A 21,366-nucleotide genomic window follows, 5' to 3' on the forward strand; every position below is an offset into this window, starting at 1 on the left:
ATGCGCGAGAATTCCCCTTTAGTGGGGTGGGGCGTAGACCAAGCGCCTAAATCAAAGCACCCGCCTGACAGGCACTGTCAGGCCGCGTCATGCATATGGCATGCTTCCAGCATGACCCGCCCCCGTCAAACCGTAAGTTTGCCTTCGGCAAAACGGGCGGCGCGATTGCGCCACCCCGCGGGACGACGCGTGAACTTCTGTTCTTCATCTTTGAGACGCCGTGCTTCATTCAGCTATTCAGGTCGTCCGTTGCCGGACCTTTCACCCTCAATCCATGAGAGTCCCTAAAGCCTCCCCACAAACCGGCAACAAAACCTTTCCCGCTGGCACTGACCCGCGCCGCGCCTTACGCTCGCGGCATGGCCCGCTACGCGCTCAAACGATTGCTGTCTTTGCTGATCAGCCTTGCGGTCGCGTCGGTCGTCATCTTCCTCGTGATCGAAGTGGCGCCGGGCGATCCGGCCTCCTTCATGCTGGGGATCAACGCGCAGCCCGAGACTTTGGCCGCGCTCCGAGCAGAGCTCGGCCTCGATCAGGGCAAGCTCGCCCGCTACTGGACCTGGGTGAGCGGGCTGGTGCAGGGCGATTTCGGCACCTCTTACACCTACCGTTCGCCCGTGGCGGAGATGATTGCGGACCGGCTCTGGGTGTCGCTGCCGCTGGCGCTTTATGCGCTCGTCCTATCGACGGCGATCGCGTTCCCTGTGGGCATCTATGCCGCCGCGCGCCGGGGGAAGGCGGGAGACGTCGCGGTCATGGGCGCCACCCAGCTCGGCGTTGCGATCCCGAACTTCTGGTTCGCGATGATCCTCGTGCTCATCTTTGCCATCAACCTGCGCTGGTTCAGCGCGGGCGGGTTCCCGGGGTGGGAGGCGGGGCTTGGCGCCGGGATCAAGGCGCTGACGCTGCCCGCCATCGCCTTGGCCCTGCCGCAAGCCGCGATCCTTGCCCGCGTGATGCGTTCGTCGCTGCTCGACCGGCTGGGTGAGGACTTCATGCGGACCGCCCGGGCCAAGGGGTTGAGCCGCCGCCAAGCCCTCATCCGGCACGGGCTGAGGAACGCGCTGATCCCGGTGCTTACGATCATCGGGCTGCAATTCTCGTTCCTATTGGCAGGCGCGATTATCATCGAGCAGGTCTTCTTTCTGCCGGGGCTGGGACGGCTCGTCTTCCAGGCGATCTCCCAGCGCGATCTGATCGTGGTCGAAAGCGTCGTGATGTTGCTCGTCTTTGCGGTGATCGTGGTGAATTTCCTCGTCGATCTGGCCTATGCCGCCGTCGATCCCCGCCTGAGGGCGCGCACATGAGCCGCACGCTTTGGCTTGGTGCGGCGCTCACGGCGCTCTTTGTCGGCGCGGCTTTGCTGAGCTTTGTCTGGACCCCGCACGATCACACGGCGATGGCGATTGCGCAGCGACTGAAACCTGTCGGGACCGAAGCGCACCTTCTTGGCACCGATCACTTTGGCCGGGACATCCTGTCGATGATCATGGTCGGTGCGCGCACGTCGATTGCCGTGGCGCTTGTGGCTGTGGGGATCGGTATGGCACTTGGCGTGCCTTTAGGGCTGGCTGCAGCAGCGGCGCGGGGAGGCTGGCTCGACGAGATCATCATGCGCGGGAACGACCTGATTTTTGCCTTCCCCTCGCTGGTCATCGCGATCCTCATCACGGCGGTCTTTGGCCCGGGCGCGGTAAACGCGATCATCGCCATCGGCATCTTCAACATCCCCGTCTTTGCCCGTGTGGCGCGTGGCGCGGCGCTGAGCCTGTGGGCACGCGAGTTCATCCTCGCCGCCCGCGTCGCCGGAAAGAGCACCGCGCGCATCAGCGCCGAGCACATCCTGCCGAACATCCTGAACCTTCTGATCGTGCAAGGCACCATCCAGTTTTCGCTCGGTATCCTCGCCGAAGCGGGCCTCAGCTACGTCGGCCTTGGCGCGCAGCCACCGACGCCCTCCTGGGGACGAATGCTGGCGGACGCCCAGACGATGGTCAGCTTCGCGCCCCATCTCGCGCTCGTGCCCGGATTTGCGATCATCCTGACGGTGCTGGGGCTGAACCTTCTGGGCGATGGTCTGCGCGATGCGCTTGATCCCCGGCTGAGGCGTGCGCGATGACGCTGCAATTGCGCAACCTCTCCGTGGCGATCCATGACACGCCCATCCTGCGCGACGTCGCGCTTGAGATCGCTCTGGGCGAGATCTGCGCGATCACCGGTGAAAGCGGCTCAGGCAAGTCCATGACCGCGCTTGCCGTGATGCAGCTTTTGCCACATGGGGCGGAGGTTTCAGGCACCATCCACCTCAGCGAGACCGAGATCACCGCACAAAGCGAGGCGCAGATGTGCCAGCTGCGCGGCAACGAGATCGGGATGATCTTCCAGGAGCCAATGACTGCACTCAACCCGGTGATGTCCATCGGGGATCAAGTCGCCGAGACGCTTCTGGTGCACGGCAAGGCCACCCCCGAGGCGGCCCGCCAGCGGGCCGAAGAGGTTCTCGCCCGGGTTGGTCTCACCTTGCCGCTCACGCGCTTCCCGCACGAGCTGTCGGGCGGTCAAAGACAACGCGTCGGGATCGCCATGGCCATCGCCCTGCGCCCCAAGCTGCTGATCGCGGACGAGCCGACCACGGCGCTCGACGTAACGACGCAGGCGCAAATACTGGACCTGCTCACCCAACTTGTCCGCGAGGACGGGATGGCGCTGATGATGATCACCCATGACCTTGCCGTCGTGTCGGACATGGCCGACCGGATCGCCGTCATGCAGCACGGCCAGATCGTGGAGACCGCGCCCACGCAGACCCTGCTCGCCGAGATGCAGCACCCCTACACGCGCGCGCTCTTTACTGCCTCCTCGCACCGCGCGAGCCTGCCGCCCGCGGACCCCGGCCCGCCGGTGCTCGAAGCCAATGCCGTCACCCGAGCCTATCCGCTGCCCCGTGAACTCTTCCGGCCCCGCAAGCATCACATCGCGGTCAAGGACGTCTCCTTCACCATCGGCGCCGGAGAGCGCGTCGGCCTCGTCGGCGAATCCGGCTGCGGGAAGTCCACGCTCACCCGCGCCCTTCTTGGCCTCGAACGGCTGCAAAGCGGCAGCATCGCCGCCTTTGGTCAGCCCGTCGGCCCGGATATGCCCGCCGTGCACCGCGCCAAGGTGCAGGTGGTGTTTCAGGACCCGTACGGCTCCTTCAACCCGCGCCACCGCGTGGCCCGGCTGGTCACCGAACCCTTCCACCTTCTCCCTGACCCGCCCCAAGGCGCAGCGCGAAACGCAGCCATTGACCAGGCGCTCGAGGCCGTCGGCCTCTCCCCCAGCGACGCGGACAAGTACATCCACGAGTTCTCCGGCGGCCAGCGCCAGCGCATCGCCATCGCCCGCGCGCTCATCAACGCGCCCGAGCTCATCGTCTTCGACGAAGCCGTCTCTGCCCTCGACGTGCAAGTCCGCGCTCAGATCCTCGACCTGATCGCACGGCTCACGCGGGAGCGTGGCATGGCCTACCTCTTCATCTCGCACGACCTCAGCGTGGTGCGCGGGATCACCGACCGCGTGATGGTGATGAAGGACGGCGCCATCGTCGAAGACGGCCCCACCGCGCAGGTCCTCGAAACCCCCGCGCATCCCTACACGCAGACCCTGCTCGCCGCCGCGCCGGTACTGCCAGAGATGGAGGCGCTCAATGGGTAGCTCTCAGAAAACATCCGCCCCGGACCTGATCCGGGGCCTCGTAACAAACGGTACAAAGGTCCCGGGCCAAGCCCGGGGCGGGGGCCGCGAATGATAGCGCTTGTACCCTGGACAGACGCGCCATCGCTTGGCGACGCGTTCCACACGTACATGACCGAGATCGCGGTCACCACCACGCACGCTGACGCTTTGGACTGGGCCCAGTGCTGTATAGAGGAACCGGGCCGGTGGGCGTGGCAGGTCAAAAGCGCCGGAAAAACGGTTGGCTTCGCCCTCGTCAGGCGAGACAACCCCGGCCACATGGACTTCTCCGAATTTTGCATCGAAGCGCCCTTCCGAGGCCAAGGCATCGGGCGCGACGCCGCCCACGCCGTCCTCGCCAAATACGCAGGCCCCTGGTCCCTCGGCGCCCTCCCAAGACCGCTCGCGTTCTGGCGGCGCACGCTCGCCAGCTGCCCGGGTCTCACAAACCTGACCGAGCGCCCCTCCCCGCTCGCACATCAGGCCGCGCAATTCACATTTACGATGAAGGAGTCGTCGCCGTGACAGACACTCTCACCGACCTCTGGTTCGACCCGTCCCTGTGCCTGATCGGTGGTACATGGCGCCCCACGGAAAAGACCCTCCCGCTCGAAAACCCGTCCGACGGCAGCACCATCGGCGTGATCGCCCGCGGCACCTCAGACGACATCGACGCCGCCGTGACCGCCGCGCACGAGGCGCAGCCCGCCTGGGCCGCCATGCCCGCGTTCGAGCGCGGACGCATCCTGACGCGGCTCGGCCAGCTGGTGCTGGAGAAAGTCGACACGCTCGCAAGGATCGAGGCGCAGGACGTCGGCAAACCCCTCAGCCAGGCGCGCGCCGATGCTGTCGCCCTCGCACGCTACTGCGAGTTCTACGGCGGCGCGGCGGACAAGATCCACGGCGAGACGATCCCGTACCTGGGTGGCTACACCGTCTACACCCTCCGCGAGCCACACGGCGTGACCGGCCACATCGTGCCCTGGAACTACCCGATGCAGATCATCGGACGCTCCGTCGGCGCGGCGCTCACCATGGGCAATGCCTGCGTGCTCAAACCCGCCGAAGACGCTTGCCTGACAGCGCTCGCCTTTGCCCACCTCGCCGCCGAAGCCGGCCTGCCGGACGGCGTGCTCAACGTGGTCCCCGGCCTCGGCGCCGAAGCGGGCGCCGCCCTCGCAGGCCACCCCGGCATCCAGCACGTCAGCTTCACCGGATCGGTCGCCACAGGCGCCGCAGTGCAACAAGCCGCCGGTGCCAACGTCGTCCCGGTCACGCTCGAGCTTGGCGGCAAGTCCCCTCAGCTGGTCTTCGAGGACGCCGACCTCGACGCCGCCCTGCCTTTCCTCGTGAACGCGGGTATCCAGAACGCTGGACAGACCTGCTCGGCCTCCTCCCGCATCCTCGTCGCGCGCGCCCTGTTCGACGAGGTCACCGCCCGCATGGCCGACGCTTACCAAGCGCTCACCGTCGGCCCGGCGATGGAGGATCACCGCCTCGGCCCGCTCATCTCCGCCACTCAGAAAAAGCGCGTCTCGGCCATGCTCGAACAGGACACCGGCCTCACCTGCATAGCCAATGGCCAGATCGTAGACGGCGCGCCCGCCACCGGCCACTACATCGCACCGCGCCTCTACACCGGCACCGACCCGAGCCACGAGCTCGCCCAGGCCGAGATCTTCGGCCCCGTGCAAGTGCTCCTCCCCTTCGACACCGAAGAGGAGGCCGTGAGGATCGCCAAAGGCACCGACTACGGCCTCGTCGCCTCCGTCTGGACGCGCGACGGCGCACGCCAGATGCGCCTCGCCAAGGCGCTCGAGGCAGGCCAGGTCTTTATCAACAACTACGGCGCAGGCGGCGGGGTAGAGCTGCCTTTCGGAGGCGTCGGCAAATCTGGCCACGGACGCGAAAAAGGCTTCGAGGCGCTCTACGGCTTCTCCTCCCTAAAGACAGTGGCGGCCCTGCACGGATAGAAGAACACAGATCCAAGGGTCTGTTTCTACCCACGCCTCTCTCGACAGCACCCGCCACGCTGATCAAGATGCCACGACCCGAGCAAGGAGCCGCGCCATGACCTTCCCCGACCGCTTCGCCGGCAAGACCGCCGTCATCACCGGAGGCGCCTCCGGCATCGGCGCCGGCATCGCCTCCCGGCTCACCGCCGAAGGCGCCAAGGTCATCGTCTGGGACCTGCAAGGGGGCGGCCGCCAGATCGACGTGACCGACGCGGACGCCGTCAGCGCCGCCATGGAAGAGGACGCGCCCGACATCCTCGTCTGCTCCGCCGGGATCACCGGACCGAACGTCACCACCTGGGACTACCCGGTCGAGGACTGGCTCAAGGTCTACGCCCTCAACGTGCACGGGCTCTTCTATTGCAACCGCGCCGCCGCCCCGCTTATGGCCGCCAAGGGACACGGACGCATCGTCAACATGGCCTCCGTCGCCGGCAAGGAGGGCAACCCAAACGCCTCCGCCTATTCCTCCTCCAAGGCCGCCGTGATCGGCCTGACCAAGTCCCTCGGCAAGGAGCTCGCCACCACCGGCGTCACCGTGAACGCCGTCGCACCCGCCGCCGTCGCCACGGCGATATTCGACCAGATGAGCGAGGAGCACATCGCCTACATGAAGTCCAAGATCCCGATGAACCGCTTCGGCACAATCGACGAGATCACCGCAATGGTCTGCTGGCTGGCCTCAGACGAGGCGTCCTTCACCACCGGCTGCTGCTTTGACCAGTCGGGCGGCCGGGCAACCTACTGATCGGAAGGGAGACCATGCGCCTCGCCAACAGGACCGCCATCGTCACCGGCGCCGCCTCCGGCTTTGGCGCGGGCATTGCCCGCAAACTCGCCGCCGAGGGCGCAACCGTGATGGTGGCCGACATCAACGACGGCGCCGCCATCGCCTCCGAAATCGGCGGGATCCCGCAGCAGATCGACGTCAGCCAATCGGACAGCGTCAAGGCGATGATCGACGCCGCCATGACCGAATGGGGACGGATCGACATCCTCGTCAACAACGCCGGCGTCACGCACATGCCCGCGCCCCTGACCGAAGTCTCCGAGGACGACTTCGACCGCGTCATGGCCGTCAATTGCAAATCGGTCTACCTCACCGCCACCCACGCCGTCCCGCACATGACCCGCGGCGCGGCGATCCTCAACGTCGCCTCCACCGCCGGCGTCTCGCCGCGGCCCCGCCTCAACTGGTACAACGCCTCCAAAGGCTGGATGATCACCGCCACCCGCACCATGGCGGTCGAGCTCGCCCCAGACGGCATCCGCGTCAACGCGCTCAACCCGGTCGCCGGCGAAACCCCCCTCCTCAAAAGCTTCATGGGCGAGGACACACCCGAGACCCGCGCCAGGTTCCTCTCCACCATCCCCCTGGGACGCTTCTCGACGCCCGAAGACATGGGCAACGCCGCGGCCTTCCTCTGCTCGGACGAGGCGTCGATGATCACCGGCGTCTGCATGGAAGTCGACGGCGGACGCTGCATATGAACCCGGCAATGCGCACGCGCTCCAGCTTCATCTTCCCGGATAAACTCCCCCCGGAGGGCCGGCCTGCCACACGCGCCCCTCGCCCGACATGACACCCGGCCCCCGCAACCTCATCACCGACGTACCCGGCCTCAAGGTCGGCAATGCCGAAGACGCACGGATCAAGACGGGCACAACCGTGCTCACCGCCGACGCGCCTTTCCTCGCTTCCGTGCACGTCATGGGCGGAGCGCCGGGAACGCGCGAAACCGACCTTCTCGCTCCGGACAAAACCGTCGAGGACATCGACGCGCTTGTGCTCTCCGGCGGGTCTGCCTTTGGCCTCGACGCGGCGCAAGGCGTGGTAGACGGACTGCGCGCACAAGGCTGCGGGTTCGCCGTCGGCCCTGTCACCGTGCCCATCGTCCCGGCCGCCATCCTCTTTGACCTCATCAACGGTGGGGAAAAGGACCGGGACACCTCCCCCTACGCCCCCCTCGGACGCGCAGCTCTCGAAGCAGCCTCCGAAGACTTCTCCCTCGGCAGCACCGGCGCAGGCACGGGAGCACTCACAGCCATGTGCAAAGGCGGCCTCGGAAGCGCATCGATGGTCCTCCCGTGTGGCACAACCGTCGGCGCACTTGTCGCCGTCAATGCACTTGGCGCGGTCACGATGCCCGGCGACCGCCACTTCTGGGCGGCTCCCTTCGAGCAAGGTTCAGAATTCGGCGGTCACGGCTTTGGACACGAAACGGGCTACGGCTTCCCCCAACCCTCACGACGCGTCGCGGCCATGGGTCTTGGCACCCCCGAACAGGCCAACACGACCATCGCCATCGTCGCCACAGACGCCACGCTCACCAAGGCCGGCGCGCAACGAATGGCAGTCGCGGCGCATGACGGGATGGCCCGCGCCATCGTGCCGGCGCACACGCCCCACGATGGCGACCTCGTCTTCGCCGTTTCGACACGCGCGCGTCCAGCAGAGCAAACCGACCCGGCCCTCCTCGGCCATGTCGCGAGCCTCTGCCTCGCCCGTGCGATAGCACGCGGCGTCTACGAGGCTACCCCAGCCCCGAACGACCTGCTGCCGACCTACCAGGCGCTGAACTCGTAGGGTGGGTAACTGCCCACCTTACCTCACGCGCCTTCGTGGAAGTAATTGTAGATCGTTTCCGCCAGAGCGCCTGATACCCCGTCCACCGCCTTGAGGTCCGTGAGATTGGCGCGGCTCACCGCCTTGGCCGACCCGAAATGCGCCAGGAGCGCGCGTTTGCGGGAGGCGCCGACGCCGGGGATTTCGTCCAAAGGCGTCTTAGACACGGCCTTCGCCCGCTTCGCGCGGTGGGTGCCAATCGCAAACCGGTGCGCCTCGTCCCGCAAACGCTGCACGAAATAGAGGACCGGATCGTTGTGCTTGAGCGCAAAAGGACGGCTGCCCGGGCGGTAGAACTCTTCCTTGCCCGCATCGCGGTCGAGGCCCTTGGCCACGCCCACAAACGGCACGTCCTCGACGCCCAGATCACCCAGGATTTCGCCCACGGCAGAGACCTGCCCCGCGCCACCGTCGATCAGCAAGAGGTCCGGCCACTCGCCCTTCTCCCGGTCTGGGTCCTCCTTGAGGAGCCTCTTGAAGCGCCGCTCCAGCACCTCCTTCATCATGCCGAAGTCATCACCCGGCGTGAGGTCCTTCCCCTTGATGTTGAACTTGCGGTAGCTCGATTTGAGGAACCCGTCCGGCCCCGCCACGATCATCGCGCCCACTGCGTTGGTGCCCTGGATGTGTGAGTTGTCGAACACCTCCACCCGCTGCGGCGGACCATCGAGGTCAAAGGCCTCGGCGAGCCCGCGCAAGAGCTTGGTCTGGGTCGCTGTCTCCGCCATCTTTCGCGCGAGGCTTTCACGGGCGTTGCGCATGGCGGAGCTCACCAGCTCCGCCTTCTCACCCCGCTGCGGCACCAGTATCTCGACCTTGCGCCCCAGTTTACCCGTCAAAGCCTCCGCCATCAGGTCCACGTTCTCAATCCCATGCGACAGGAGCAGCTGCTTTGGCGGCTCCTTGGTGTCATAGAACTGCCCGATGAACGCCTCGAGCGTCTCGGCCTCGCTCACGTGCTCCCCCACGCGCGGGTAGAAATCGCGGTTGCCCCAGTTCTGGTGCGCCCGGATAAAGAAGACCTGAACACACGCCTGCCCCTTGTCGAGGTGCAGCGCGATCACGTCCGCCTCGGACACGCCCTTGGGGTTGATCCCCTGCGCCGTCTGCACCGAGGTCATCGCGCGGATGCGGTCCCGTAGGGCGGCGGCGCGCTCGAACTCCATCGCCTCGGACGCCTCCTGCATCTGAGTCGCGAGCATGGCCTGCACTTCGGTCGACTTGCCCTGCAGGAACCGTTCGGCATCCTTCACGCTGGCGGCGTAATCCTTCTCACTGATCTTGCCGACACACGGCGCGCTGCAGCGTTTGATCTGGTAGAGGAGACACGGCCGGGTGCGCGCCTCAAACTGCGAATCCGAGCAATTGCGCAGCAAAAATACCTTTTGCAGCTGGTTGAGTGACCGGTTCACGGCACCCGCGCTGGCAAAGGGACCGTAGTAAGCGCCCTTCTCCTTCTTCGCGCCGCGGTGCTTTTTGATCTGCGGGAAGGCGTGGTCTTTGGCCACCAGCACATTCGGAAAGGATTTGTCGTCACGCAGCAGCACGTTGTAGCGCGGCTTGAGCTGCTTGATCAGGTTCTGCTCGAGCAGCAGCGCCTCGGTCTCGGTCCGCGTCGTCAGGAACATCATCTGCGCGGTCTCGCGGATCATCCGCCCGATGCGCGGGCTGTGACCATGGCCGCGCGCATAATTCGACACCCGCGCCTTGAGATTGCGGGCCTTCCCGACGTAGAGCACGCGCGCCTGCGAATCGAGCATCCGGTAGACCCCGGGCGAGCCGTCGAGGGTGCGCACGTAGTCCTGGATCAGCGCCGCGCCGGTCAGTGGTGATTCGGTCTCGCTCATAGTCGATTCGCCTTGATGGCTGCTCCGCGACCGCAGGTTAATCAAGACTTAACAAATCCACCATTCATGTGGACAAGTCTGACGATAACTTATGGGCAGGCGGAAAATTTCGTTGTTTTCGGCTGGCTTGATCAGATTGCCTACTTTTTGAGCATAACTGCAAGCACTTGATTTCAAATCTTATTTTTCCAGACTTGCCACAGACTACTGAAAACACACGGCTTTTTGTAACAGGTCTGTGAAGTGCGCGGCCCGGGTGCACAACTCACCGTGGTGCTCACTCAACACCCAGCACATCCGGGGTTTGCCACGCAAGGTGCTGGCCGCCGTCGACGCACAAAAGCTGGCCAGTCACACCCGGTGCGTTCAGGAAATAATCCAGCGCGCCGGTGATGTCTTCCTGATTCGCACCGCGTTGCAAAACCGTCGCCGCGCGCTGCCGCGCAAAGTGGCTTTCGGTCTGCCGTGCGCCCTGCAAGGTGGGCCCGGGGCCGATGGCGTTTACGCGGACGCGCGGTGCCAGCGCCTGCGCCGCGGTCTGGGTGAACGCCCAGAGCCCCATCTTGGCGATCGTGTAGGTCATGAATTCCGGCGTCAGTTTGCGCACGCGCTGATCGATCATGTTGATGACAAGCCCCGTCGCGATTGGCTCGCCGATGTCGTCCACTGCATCCTCGGTCAAATGCGCCGCCATGGCCTGCGTCAGCACGAATGGCGCGCGCAGGTTCGACTCCAAATGCCGGTCCCAACTCTCCCGCGTCGCGCTCGCCAGCGTGTCGTATTCAAAGATCGAGGCGTTGTTGATGAGGCACGTGATCGGCCCGCCCAGCGCCTCCATCGCGGCAGGGACAAGCGCCTCGGTCTGCGTCTCATCGAGGAGGTCCGCCTGCAAAGGGACGCCGACCCGCTCCATGGCGCTCAGCTCGGCACAGACCTCTTTTGCGGCATCCGCCGACGACGCATAATGCACCGCGACGTCATACCCGCGCGCGCCAAGGTGCAGCGCCATGGCGCGGCCCAGCCGCTTTCCCGCTCCGGTCACAAGTGCGCGCATCGCTCCCTCCGTCAGTGCAGCACCATCCACACATAGGTCAGGTACATGACGGTCAAGGCAGCCCCCCACACGCGGGTGATGTCCTGCTTGAGGAAGACAAACGGGATCAGCAGCAGCGAGGCGCCGAGCATCACCCAGAGGTCGAACCGCAGGAACTCGGGATCGACCGGGATCGGCCCGATGAGCGAGGCGACCCCGATGATCGCCAAAAGGTTGAACATGTTCGAGCCGATCACGTTGCCCAGCGCCACATCCGCCTGCCGGCGCAGCGCCGCCATCACGGTCGTTGCCAGCTCCGGCAGCGACGTGCCGACCGCGACAAGCGTCAGGCCAATGGCCGTCTCGCTGACCCCGAAGTCGAGCGCGATGATCGAGGCGTTGCGCACCAAAAGCTCCGCCCCCAAAGGCAATCCGATCAGGCCAAGCACGAGGTACAGCGCGATCTTCTTGCCGCTCAGCGACGGGTCTGCGCCTTCGAGCTCTTCATCGTCCGCCTCCTTGTGGCGCATCGCGGCGCGCGCGGCCGAGACGAGGTAGACCCCCAAACCCGCCAGCAGGATCAGCCCCGTCCACCAGACAAAGACGCCCGTGAAACAGAGCGCGATAAAGAGCACCGTCGCCGCCAGCATCTGTAGGAACGACTTGCGCGTGTCGGTGCCGCTGGTGTGCATCACCGCCATCATCGCCGGCAGTCCCAGCACGAGCAGCACGTTGGCCGTGTTCGAGCCGACCACGTTGCCCATCGCGATGCCCGGCGCGTCTTCGATCACCGCGCTGATGGCGATCAAAAGCTCGGGCGCCGAGGTGCCGAATGCCACGATGGTCAGGCTGACGATCAGGGCGGGAATGCCGATCCTGAGGCTGAGGTTCACCGCACCTTTGACCAACGCATCGCCCGCGAACACGAGCAGCACGAGGCCAAGCCCCGACAGCAACCACGGCAACATGAAACCCTACCCTTTCTTGGAGCAGGGGCACGGACCCTTGCCGATCTTGAACCGTCCGCACTTGCGGCACTTGGCGCTGGCGAGGCGCTTGTGACCGGGGACCTTGAGCTTGCCGAACATGGCCAGCACCGCCATCCCGATCAGGAAGAATGTGACGATCTTGACGACCATCGGATCAGAGCCCGAACCGGGCGTAGGCCGCGCGCTCTTCGATGCCGGCAACAGCGTCAGAGACGAGCGAGGCGCCAAAGCGGCTGAGCAGCCCCTTGCGCTGGCCGTAGCGGCGGAAGGTGACCTTTTCGCCGAATTTGCTGCGCATCACGTCCTCGAGGTGGCCGATGCCGTCGATCAGACCCAGTTCCTTGGCCGTCTGGCCCGCCCAGAACTCCCCTGTAAAGAGCCGCGGATCGTCGGCCAGCCGCGCGCCACGCGAAGATTTCACGTGGTCGATAAAGATACCGTGCATCTCTTCGAGAAGCGCGTTCAGGCGGGCGACGTCCGACGGGTCCTCGGGTTTGAAGGGGTCGAGCTGCGACTTGCTCTCCCCGGCGGTGTAGACGCGCCGTTCGATCCCGTTGCGCTGGATGAAGTCGTGCACACCGAAAGTGGCCGAGATCACACCGATGGACCCCACGACAGAGGCGCGGTCGGCGTGGATCTCATCCGCTGCGCAGGCCAGCCAGTAGCCGCCCGAGGCCGCGACGTCCTCCACAAAGGCGTAGACGGGGACCTCGTGCTTGTCCGCCATCCGCCGGATGCGCGACGCGATCAGCGCCGATTGCACGGGCGAGCCGCCCGGCGAGTTGATCTCGAGCGCCACGGCTTTTGGCTTGCCGCGCTTGAACGCCTTGGACAGGCTCGCGGCCACGGCGCGGTCGCTCAGCGCGCCTCGTGAGCCGGATGCGATCACACCTTGCAGGCGCACGACGGCGACGCACGGCTCGGACTTCATGAACGGGATGAAACGTTTCATGGAGGGGCATGTAGAGGGGCGCCGATGCGCAAACAAGTCAAGCGCCCGGGATAATTCCGCGCCGCAGCACCCAAGGCGCTTTAATGAGACCAGTTAGCGATAACGGAGTGTTGGACAGCGTTGCGGCGGCGTATTTCCTATCCCGCCCCGGCATTGAGCCGGGGCCTCATCGGTGTGTCCCGGAGGTCCCGGATCAAGTCCGGGACGGACATTGCATGCGAAAACCCTCAGTCCCGAAGCCGCCACCCCGTCCGAAAGATCACATACACGAGCACCATGCAGAGCGCCGTGAACCCGGCAATCGCCATCAGGCTGATCCCCACCGGCACGTCCGAAATCCCGTAGAACGACCAGCGGAAGCCGGACACGAGATACACCACCGGGTTGAACATCGAGATCGTCTGCCACACCGGCGGCAGCATCGAGATCGAGTAGAACGAGCCACCAAGGAACACCAAAGGCGTCACAATCAGCAAAGGCACCAGCTGGAGCTGCTCAAAGTTCTTGGCCCAGATGCCGATGATGAAGCCAAAGAGCGAAAAGCTCGTACAGGTCAGGATCAGAAAGGCGATCATTGCCGGCACGTTCTGGATTTGCAGATCGACAAAAAACGCCGCCGTGCCGAGGATCACAACCCCGATAAACAGCGCCTTGGTCGCCGCCGCCCCGGCAAAGCCGATGACAATCTCGAGAAAGTTGATGGGCGCTGTGAGGTACTCGTAGATGGTGCCCGAGAACTTTGGAAAGAAGATCGCAAAGGACGCGTTCGAAATGCCCTGCGTCATCACGCTCAGCATGATGAGGCCCGGCACGATAAACGCGCCGTAACTGACCCCGTCGACCTCCTGGATGCGGCTGCCGATGGCGGTGCCGAACACCACGAAGTAGAGCGAGGTCGAGAGCACCGGCGAGATGAAGGACTGCGCCAGCGTGCGGAAAAACCGCATCATTTCCTTGACATAAATGGCCCTGATGGCGTGCAGGTTCATGCCGCGTCCTCCTTGACCAGACCGACAAAGATATCCTCGAGACTCGATTGCGTGGTGCTCAGATCCTTAAGCGCGATCCCCTCGGTCGAGAGCGCCGACAACAATCGCGTAATCCCCGTCCGCTCCCCCGTCGTGTCATAGGTGTAGCTCAGCGTGCAGCCGCCATCCGACAGCACCAGATTGTCGCGCTTGAGCGCCTCCGGCATCGCCTCCAAGGGCTTTTGCAGCGCGATCCGCAGCTCCTTCTGCGCCATCCGGCGCATCAGCGCGTCTTTCTCTTCAACGAGCAGGATCTCACCCTTGCGGATCACCCCCACACGGTCGGCAATCGCCTCGGCCTCTTCGATGTAGTGCGTGGTCAGGATGATCGTCACACCTTCGGCCTTGAGCTGGGCGACGGTCTCCCACATGTCCTTGCGCAGATCGACGTCCACCCCCGCGGTCGGCTCGTCGAGGAAGAGCACCCGCGGCTCGTGGCTCAGCGCCTTGGCGATCAGCACGCGGCGCTTCATCCCGCCGGACAGGTCCTTGGTGCGGGCGTCCTTCTTGTCCCAGAGGCTGAGCTGGCGCAGGACCTTCTCGATATAGGCGTCATTCCTGCCCTTCCCGTAAAGGCCACGGGTCAGCACGACCGAATTCCAGACCGTCTCGAACGGCTCGAGCGCGATCTCCTGCGGGACAAGACCGATCAGCGACCGCGCGGCGCGGAACTCTGTCCCGATGTCATGCCCACCTACGGTGATCGACCCCGATGTCGGACGGGTGATCCCGCAAATGGTGGAGATCAGCGTCGTCTTTCCCGCCCCGTTTGGCCCGAGCAGCGCGAGGATCTCGCCCTCCTCGATCCCCAGCGTGACGCCTTTGAGCGCCTGAAAGCCACCCTCGTACGTCTTGCGCAGATCGCGCACGTCCACAAATGTCGTCATCTTCGGCCTCGGTGCGCACGCGGCGCTGTCATCTCAAGAATGCGTCATCTAGCGCTTGTGCAGCCACGATCCAACAGCCGATCTCGCACAGGTGCGTTGCGCGCTGGCGCACAGAACATGTCTGGATGGCCCGCCTCTGGATAGACCGGCAAGGCCCGGCGTCAGCCGCCCCGCACCGCGTCGATCATGCGCTGCACGTTGTCCGGGTCCGCATCCGGCGTGATCCCGTGACCGAGGTTAAAGATGTGCGGCCCGCCCGAGAACGCCTCGACGATTGCGCGCGTCTCATCGACCAGCGCCTGCCCACCCGTCACCATATGCGACGACGCCAGGTTCCCCTGCACACAGCCCGTACTCTGCACATGCTCCGCCGCCCAGGTCGCCGACACCGAGTTGTCGAGCGCCACGCAATCGACGCCGGTCTTGTCGTGAAAGCCCACATAGCCCTCGCCGGCCTCGCGCGGGAACCCGATCACCGGAATGCCCGGATGCCGCTCCTTGATCGCAGCCGTGATCTTGCGGCACGGCTCCACAGCGTATTTCTCGAAATCCGCGCCCTTGAGCGAGCCCGCCCAGCTGTCAAAGACCTTCACAACCTCCGCGCCCGCTTCGATCTGCTTGCTCAGGTAGTGGATCGTGCCTTCGGTGAGCCGGTCGAGGATCCCCTCGAAGACCTCCCGATTCTCCGCCTTCAGCGCATGCGCCGGGCCCTGATCCTTGGTGCCCTGGCCCGCGATCATGTAGGTCGCCACCGTCCAGGGCGCGCCCGCAAAGCCGATCAGCGTCGTCTCGCGCGGCAGCTCGCGGCTGAGGATGCGCACGGTCTCGTAGACCGGGCTCAACACCTCGTCGATCTCCTCGACCGGCTTGAGCTTAGCCAGCTCTTCAGGCGACGTGATGGTCGAGAGCCTTGGCCCCTCCCCCGTCACGAACCACAGGTCCGCCCCCAACGCCTGCGGGAGCAGCAAGATGTCTGCAAAGAGAATCGCCGCATCGAACCCATAGCGCCGGATCGGCTGCAGCGTCACCTCGGCGGCGAGCTCGGGGTTGTAGCAGAGCGACAGGAAGTCCCCCGCCTCCGCCCGCGTCGCGCGGTACTCCGGCAGGTACCGCCCCGCCTGCCGCATCATCCAGATCGGCGGCACACTTTGTGTCTCGCCCGCAAGCGCTCTCAGTATCGTCTTGGTCATCACAGCTCCGTCCATGGCGCTAGCTTGCACTCCCGACTTGTCAAGTCAACCTGACACCTTTACGGCTGAGCACATGACACTGCCTTCCAAGACCCAGCCGCTCAAGATCGGCACCCGCGGCTCGCCCCTCGCCCTGGCGCAAGCCCACGAGACACGTCGCCGCCTCGCCACTGCGCACGACTTGCCCGAAGAGGCCTTCGAGATCGTCGTGATCAAGACGACAGGCGACCGCGTGCTCGATCGCCCGCTCAAGGAGATCGGCGGCAAGGGTCTCTTCACCAAAGAGATCGAGGAAGCGATGCTCAGCGGCGATATCCACATCGCCGTGCACTCGATGAAGGACATGCCTGTCGCCCAGCCAGACGGGTTGGTGCTCGACTGTTACTTGCCACGCGAGGACCCGCGCGACGCCTTCGTTAGCCACAGCTTTGCCGGGCTCGCAGACTTGCCGAAGGACGCCGTGCTCGGCACGTCCTCGCTCCGCCGCCGGGCACAGCTTTTGCACCGCCGTCCGGGCCAACCCATCGTCGAATTCCGCGGCAACGTGCAGACCCGCATGAAGAAACTCGAGGACAAGGTGGCTGACTGCACTTTCCTCGCCATGGCCGGCCTCAGCCGTCTTGGCCTTCTGGACCAAATCCCGGCCACCGCCATCGAAACCGAGGACATGCTGCCCGCCGTCGCCCAGGGCGCAATCGGCATCGAACGCCGCGAGGACGACGACGCAACCGCCGCCCTCCTCTCCGCGATCCACGACATGCCCACGGGTCAGCGCCTCGCCGCGGAACGCGCCTTCCTCGCCGCCCTCGACGGCTCTTGCGAGACCCCCATCGCGGGCCTTGCCACCCTCGACGGAGACACACTCACCATGCGCGGTGAAATCCTGCGCACGGACGGCAGCGAAAGCCTCAGCGGCACCCGCACCGGCCCCATCGCCAACGGCCCCGCCATGGGACAGGCCCTCGCCGAAGAGCTGACCTCCCAAACCACCGATGACTTCTTCGACTGGAAAACCGCCTAAGACACCAGAGCCCCAAGTTCTTCTGGCCAGAAATATCCCGGGGTCTGGGGCAGAGCCCCAGTCCTGCCCTATAAGCCCGGAATGACCTTCCCCGGGTTCATGATCCCCTGCGGGTCAAGCGCCTCTTTCACCGACCGCATCACTTGCAACGCCACGGGGTCCTTCCTCCGCGCCATCGACGCGAGCTTCGTCAGCCCGATCCCGTGTTCTGCCGAAAAGGACCCGCCCAGCTCCAGGGCCACGTCCTCCACAGCTTCCGTCACTGCATCGTAAAGCGCCGCGTCCTTTTCAGGGATGTACGCAGTGTAATGCACGTTCCCGTCGCCGAGATGCGCGACAACCATCTCCGAGGCGCGCGGCTCTAGAGCCGCAAGACGAGGGGTCATCCTTTCAAGGAACACCGACACCTTTTCTAAAGGCAAAGACACGTCGTTGTTCACAAAAGGCGGCGTCGCAAAGGTGATCTCGGCCGCATCCTCGCGGCGCTCCCACATCTCCGCCCGCTGCGCTTCATTCTGCGCGACCACGGCGTCGAGCACCGCGCCCTCCTCGAGCAGATCGCCGAGCAATTCCTCAAGCCGTGAGACCACAGGTACGGCCCCGTTCTCATCCGGCGCGGCATCACTCGGAGCCGTGGCCCCAACCTCCACCAGCAAGTTCACGTCATACGTCTCTGGAAACGGCGCGCGTTTGCCAGTGATGCTCGCATGCCGCTCGATATAGACGCGCGGCATGTACTCGAAAGCCTCCACCGCGCCGCCCGTCTCGACTTGCAGGCGATTGAGCAGACCCAGAGCTTGATCGAGCGACGGGACCGCGACCATCGCGGTGGCATAGGCGGCAGGCTGCGGCACCAGCTTGAGCACCGCCGCCGTGACAATCCCCAAAGTCCCCTCGGCGCCCACGATCAGGTTGCGCAGGTTGTAGCCGGAGTTGTCCTTGTGCAGCTCGGACATCAGGTCCATCACCTCGCCCGACGGCAGTACCACCTCGACGCCCAGGCAGAGGTCGCGCATGTTGCCGTACTTCAAAACGTTCGAGCCACCCGCGTTGGTGCCAAGGAGCCCCCCGATCATCGCCGAGCCCCGCGCGCCCAGCGTGAGAGGGAACATCAGGTCGTGTTCTGCGGCGGCGTCATGCAGGGTCGACAAGATCACACCCGCGCCGACAATCGCGATCCGCGCGTCGGGCTTCACGGCGTGGATCGTGTTCAAACGGTCGACCGAGAGCATCACGACCCCGTCACCCGATGCGCCCCCCGTGAGGCCGGTGTTGCCGGAGACAGGCACGATGGGCGTGCCGGACGCGGCGCAGGCTTTGACGACGGCAGCGACTTCTTCGGTCGAGCCCGGGCGCACCACGCAGAGCGGTGCAGAGGCAAAGGCTTTTGGCCAGTCATGCTCCCACGGCGCGGCGTCCTTGCCCGCCAGCACGTAGCTTTCCCCAACGATGGCCCGCAGTTCAGCGATCATGCCCAAATCCTCCCGTCCACTCCCGAGCGCCAATGAGGCACAGCGGGCGCGCGGGCGCAAGATCGCGGGCCTACGGGCGCGGCACGCCGAACGTGAGGGACGCCCAATGGGTGACCCAGACCGGGCCATCGTCTTCGGGCTCGACAGGTTCGATCACAACAGCGTCGGCGAGGTACTCGGTGCCCGGCTCCACCGGGAGAAGCGCAACCCCGTCCGCGTCGGTGGTGTGGAGGGTCACGGTGACTTCGTCCGCCCCCCCATCGCTCGCGAAAAGCTCGACCTGCGCGTTGGCACGGGGCGCGCCGTCAAGCAGCACCTTGACCGGCAGGCCATCGCTCAGATCGTCGGTATAGGGGTTGGCGAGCGCCACAATCTCGGTTTTGAGCCCGACCTCCTGGTCCGACCCGGCACCGTCACCGACGGCGATCAGCGATTTGGCATGGCGCACGTAACGCTCCTTGAAGCGGTCGGTCGAAAGGCCCCGCTCGAGATGCGCATCGAGGACCCATGCGAAGTCCTTGTGCCGCGCGAACTTCTCGAACTTTTCGAACTTGGTATAGGTCAGCGACAGGTTCTTGGAGACGTAGACCACCGTCACCAGCCCCTCGGCATCGGCGGTGTCCTGCAGCGCGGGGCGGTCGCCCATGCGGCCGGCCACGGGGCGCGAGGTGTCCCCTTGCACCAGATCGAAGCGCACGAAATCGCGGGGCAGGTAGGAATAGGCTGGCCCGTCCAGATCCTCGCCCACGCGGATATCCGCCACCACCTCGGCGCCTGCCGGCACCCGGTATTGCACCGGAGAGATCCAAAGCTCGTGCGCGGCCGCGCTTCCCGCTGCCATCGCCATCCAAACCGCAATTGCCACACCGCGCATCACACCCTCCCACGCTCGATACGCCGGAGGGTAGCGAGGATCGGCGCAGGCTCAAGGGGCGGCGTCACACAGAGGCGTGATCAGCGCCTCCGCACTGCCGTCAGCCGCGCTCGTCCTTGTAGCGCGCCTCCAGGTACTTGCCGAACTCGCCCACGCGCATTTTGTAACGCTTGTTGAGGTTCGATTTTGCCAGCTTGAGCGATTGCAGCAGCAGCCGGGCGGAGAGGTTGTTCGCCGTCACCGTCACCTCCGTCGCCATACGGGTCTGCGTGCGCGAGAGCTCGACGAGCTCGATCCCGCCCTCGCCGCCGAGGCCCGACGAATCGGAGGTGAACCAGAGCGTGTTCGGTGCATCAAAGCGCTCGAGCGTCAGGTCCGCCTCGCGCGGCTTGCCGCGGAACGAGAAATCCATATGCCAGCACGTGCCGGCCTGCGGCTCTTCACCGTCGCGGCTGACCTTGATGCCGCGCTTCTTGGCGGCCTTCTCGAGCCCTTCGAAATCCGAGAGCATCGCGAACACCGCGTCGATGGGCGCGTCGATGTCCTCTTTGGCGGAAAATTTCATGGCCCTCTGCTCCTGTCTTGCGCAGTTTGTTCGGCGCGCAGGATACTATGGCGCCCGAGCGGTGCCAAACGCTTTGCCGTGCGGGGCGGGCCAAGGTCAGTCGAGTGTGTCCGCCAGCCAATTCTTGAGCAGGAAATGCGCGATGGAGCCAGCCCGGGCCGGGCGCAGCATCGGGTTGCTGCCGTCGAAGGAGGCCAGCATATCCTCGCGCGTCACCCAAAGCGCGTCATCGAGCTCGATCGGGTCGAGGGTGATCGCGGTGTCCAGCGCCTCCCCATGGCATCCGAACATCAGCGAGGCGGGAAAGGGCCAGGGCTGGCTTGCCAGATACGACACCGCGCCCACCGGCACGCCGGCCTCCTCGAAGACCTCGCGGCGCACGGCGGCCTCGAGCGTCTCGCCCGGTTCGACAAAACCGGCGAGCAGCGAATACATGCCCTCGGGCCAATGCGGCGAGCGCCCCACCAGCACCGAATTGCCGTGCGTGATGAGCATGATGACCACCGGATCGGTGCGCGGGAAATGATGCGCCCCGCAGGAGGCGCATTGCCGCTGCCATCCGCCCTGGGAGGCGTGCGTGGCCGCGCCGCAGCGCGCACAGAACCCGTGCGTCTGGTGCCACTCCAGTACGCCCTTGCCTATTGCCGCCAGCTCCGCATCGCGGATAGAGAGGTGGGTCATTTGGGCGCGGAGTTCGGCAAAGGCGCTGCCAGCGGGCAGATCGGGGTGCACCTGGCGGGACGCGTCGACAAAGGCGCCGACGGTGGCGGTCTCCTCGTCCGGCTCCCAACAGCAGAGGCTCACGGCAAAGGTCGGCACGCCCTCGTCCTTGCCAAGGAAGACCCACGGTCCGGCATCGCTGAGCGCCGGATGGTTTGCAGGTACGCGGGTCAGGCGGTCGGCCGTCTCCCCGTCCATCAGCGGCTTGCCGCGCCAGAACGCCAGCGCAACCGCGCCTTCTTCCGCGCGCAGGGTGTCGGCCTTGCCACGCAGCTCCGCCGCCCGGTCGAGGCCCGACCCGCCAAAGGTCACCGTTTCCGCGTGTTTCATGCCCCGCGCCTCCCCCAAGCCCGCTGAGCGCGACTCTAAGCATTGCACGGGGCACTGCACAAGGCCCGCCGCTGGGTCCGGCCTTGCGCAAATGCTCGTCAAG

General features: G+C 65.4%; 21 protein-coding genes. 9 read left to right on the top strand and 12 right to left on the bottom strand.

Features of this window, described 5'->3' with window-relative positions; all coding sequences use genetic code 11:
* The first annotated feature begins 359 nt into the window (after nt 1-359).
* The 8 genes from ACU0B3_RS00410 (at nt 360) to ACU0B3_RS00445 (ending at nt 8,316) form a co-directional block, all read left to right on the top strand.
* Nucleotides 360-1,307 (top strand): ABC transporter permease, encoded by a 948-nt coding sequence (locus ACU0B3_RS00410; protein ID WP_446258826.1) that lies wholly within the window; start codon nt 360-362, stop codon nt 1,305-1,307.
* Nucleotides 1,304-2,119, top strand: coding sequence for an ABC transporter permease (locus ACU0B3_RS00415; protein WP_446258827.1), 816 nt, complete (start codon nt 1,304-1,306; stop codon nt 2,117-2,119). Before ACU0B3_RS00410 ends, ACU0B3_RS00415 begins: the two co-directional genes overlap by 4 nt.
* A complete protein-coding gene (locus ACU0B3_RS00420) occupies nt 2,116-3,693 on the top strand; it encodes an ABC transporter ATP-binding protein (protein ID WP_446258828.1) in 1,578 nt (525 codons plus the stop codon). The genes ACU0B3_RS00415 and ACU0B3_RS00420 overlap by 4 nt, the downstream gene beginning before the upstream one ends.
* 150 nt (nt 3,694-3,843) lie before the next feature.
* The gene (locus ACU0B3_RS00425; RefSeq protein ID WP_446258829.1) at nt 3,844-4,239 is read left to right on the top strand and encodes a GNAT family N-acetyltransferase; all 396 of its coding nucleotides are present in this window, start codon (nt 3,844-3,846) and stop codon (nt 4,237-4,239) included.
* Nucleotides 4,236-5,687, top strand: coding sequence for an aldehyde dehydrogenase family protein (locus ACU0B3_RS00430; protein ID WP_446258830.1), 1,452 nt, complete (start codon nt 4,236-4,238; stop codon nt 5,685-5,687). The genes ACU0B3_RS00425 and ACU0B3_RS00430 overlap by 4 nt, the downstream gene beginning before the upstream one ends.
* A 97-nt stretch (nt 5,688-5,784) precedes the next feature.
* A complete protein-coding gene (locus ACU0B3_RS00435) occupies nt 5,785-6,477 on the top strand; it encodes an SDR family NAD(P)-dependent oxidoreductase (protein WP_446258831.1) in 693 nt (230 codons plus the stop codon).
* Nucleotides 6,478-6,491: 14 nt separating this feature from the next.
* On the top strand, nt 6,492-7,220 hold the full coding sequence (locus ACU0B3_RS00440) for a glucose 1-dehydrogenase (RefSeq protein ID WP_446258832.1): 729 nt from the start codon (nt 6,492-6,494) through the stop codon (nt 7,218-7,220).
* An 88-nt stretch (nt 7,221-7,308) separates the two neighbouring features.
* Nucleotides 7,309-8,316 (top strand): P1 family peptidase, encoded by a 1,008-nt coding sequence (locus ACU0B3_RS00445; RefSeq protein WP_446258833.1) that lies wholly within the window; start codon nt 7,309-7,311, stop codon nt 8,314-8,316.
* 23 nt (nt 8,317-8,339) lie between these two features.
* Here the strand turns inward: ACU0B3_RS00445 and uvrC are convergent, their stop codons facing one another.
* The 8 genes from uvrC to hemE all read right to left on the bottom strand — a co-directional run bounded on the left by uvrC (nt 8,340) and on the right by hemE (nt 16,281).
* Complete coding sequence (gene uvrC, locus ACU0B3_RS00450) at nt 8,340-10,202, bottom strand: excinuclease ABC subunit UvrC (protein WP_446258834.1); 1,863 nt, start codon at nt 10,200-10,202, stop codon at nt 8,340-8,342.
* A gap of 277 nt (nt 10,203-10,479) precedes the next feature.
* Complete coding sequence (locus ACU0B3_RS00455; RefSeq protein WP_446258835.1) at nt 10,480-11,256, bottom strand: SDR family oxidoreductase; 777 nt, start codon at nt 11,254-11,256, stop codon at nt 10,480-10,482.
* Between the two features lie 11 nt (nt 11,257-11,267).
* Nucleotides 11,268-12,203: a calcium/sodium antiporter gene (locus tag ACU0B3_RS00460; RefSeq protein ID WP_446258836.1), complete on the bottom strand. Its 936-nt coding sequence runs from the start codon at nt 12,201-12,203 to the stop codon at nt 11,268-11,270.
* A gap of 6 nt (nt 12,204-12,209) precedes the next feature.
* Nucleotides 12,210-12,374 carry a hypothetical protein gene (locus ACU0B3_RS00465; RefSeq protein ID WP_446258837.1) on the bottom strand — a complete coding sequence of 55 codons (165 nt, stop codon included), beginning with the start codon at nt 12,372-12,374 and terminating at the stop codon, nt 12,210-12,212.
* Between the two features lie 4 nt (nt 12,375-12,378).
* Nucleotides 12,379-13,176 carry a S49 family peptidase gene (locus ACU0B3_RS00470; protein ID WP_446258838.1) on the bottom strand — a complete coding sequence of 266 codons (798 nt, stop codon included), beginning with the start codon at nt 13,174-13,176 and terminating at the stop codon, nt 12,379-12,381.
* Nucleotides 13,177-13,403: 227 nt separating this feature from the next.
* A complete protein-coding gene (locus ACU0B3_RS00475; RefSeq protein WP_446258839.1) occupies nt 13,404-14,165 on the bottom strand; it encodes an ABC transporter permease in 762 nt (253 codons plus the stop codon).
* Nucleotides 14,162-15,091 (bottom strand): ABC transporter ATP-binding protein, encoded by a 930-nt coding sequence (locus tag ACU0B3_RS00480; RefSeq protein ID WP_446258840.1) that lies wholly within the window; start codon nt 15,089-15,091, stop codon nt 14,162-14,164. Before ACU0B3_RS00480 ends, ACU0B3_RS00475 begins: the two co-directional genes overlap by 4 nt.
* 161 nt (nt 15,092-15,252) lie before the next feature.
* On the bottom strand, nt 15,253-16,281 hold the full coding sequence (gene hemE / locus ACU0B3_RS00485) for a uroporphyrinogen decarboxylase (protein ID WP_446258841.1): 1,029 nt from the start codon (nt 16,279-16,281) through the stop codon (nt 15,253-15,255).
* A gap of 73 nt (nt 16,282-16,354) precedes the next feature.
* Between hemE and hemC the strand changes: the two genes are divergently transcribed.
* Nucleotides 16,355-17,302: a hydroxymethylbilane synthase gene (gene hemC, locus ACU0B3_RS00490; protein WP_446258842.1), complete on the top strand. Its 948-nt coding sequence runs from the start codon at nt 16,355-16,357 to the stop codon at nt 17,300-17,302.
* Nucleotides 17,303-17,370: 68 nt separating this feature from the next.
* Here hemC and ACU0B3_RS00495 read toward each other — a convergent pair whose 3' ends face one another.
* The 4 genes from ACU0B3_RS00495 to nudC form a co-directional block, all read right to left on the bottom strand.
* A complete protein-coding gene (locus ACU0B3_RS00495) occupies nt 17,371-18,774 on the bottom strand; it encodes an FAD-binding oxidoreductase (protein WP_446258843.1) in 1,404 nt (467 codons plus the stop codon).
* Nucleotides 18,775-18,844: 70 nt separating this feature from the next.
* Nucleotides 18,845-19,648, bottom strand: coding sequence for a DUF4198 domain-containing protein (locus ACU0B3_RS00500; RefSeq protein ID WP_446258844.1), 804 nt, complete (start codon nt 19,646-19,648; stop codon nt 18,845-18,847).
* Between the two features lie 100 nt (nt 19,649-19,748).
* On the bottom strand, nt 19,749-20,213 hold the full coding sequence (locus ACU0B3_RS00505; protein WP_446258845.1) for an SRPBCC family protein: 465 nt from the start codon (nt 20,211-20,213) through the stop codon (nt 19,749-19,751).
* A gap of 96 nt (nt 20,214-20,309) precedes the next feature.
* On the bottom strand, nt 20,310-21,263 hold the full coding sequence (gene nudC, locus ACU0B3_RS00510) for an NAD(+) diphosphatase (RefSeq protein WP_446258846.1): 954 nt from the start codon (nt 21,261-21,263) through the stop codon (nt 20,310-20,312).
* Nucleotides 21,264-21,366 lie beyond the last annotated feature (103 nt).

The organism is Pseudaestuariivita sp., from assembly GCF_052825805.1.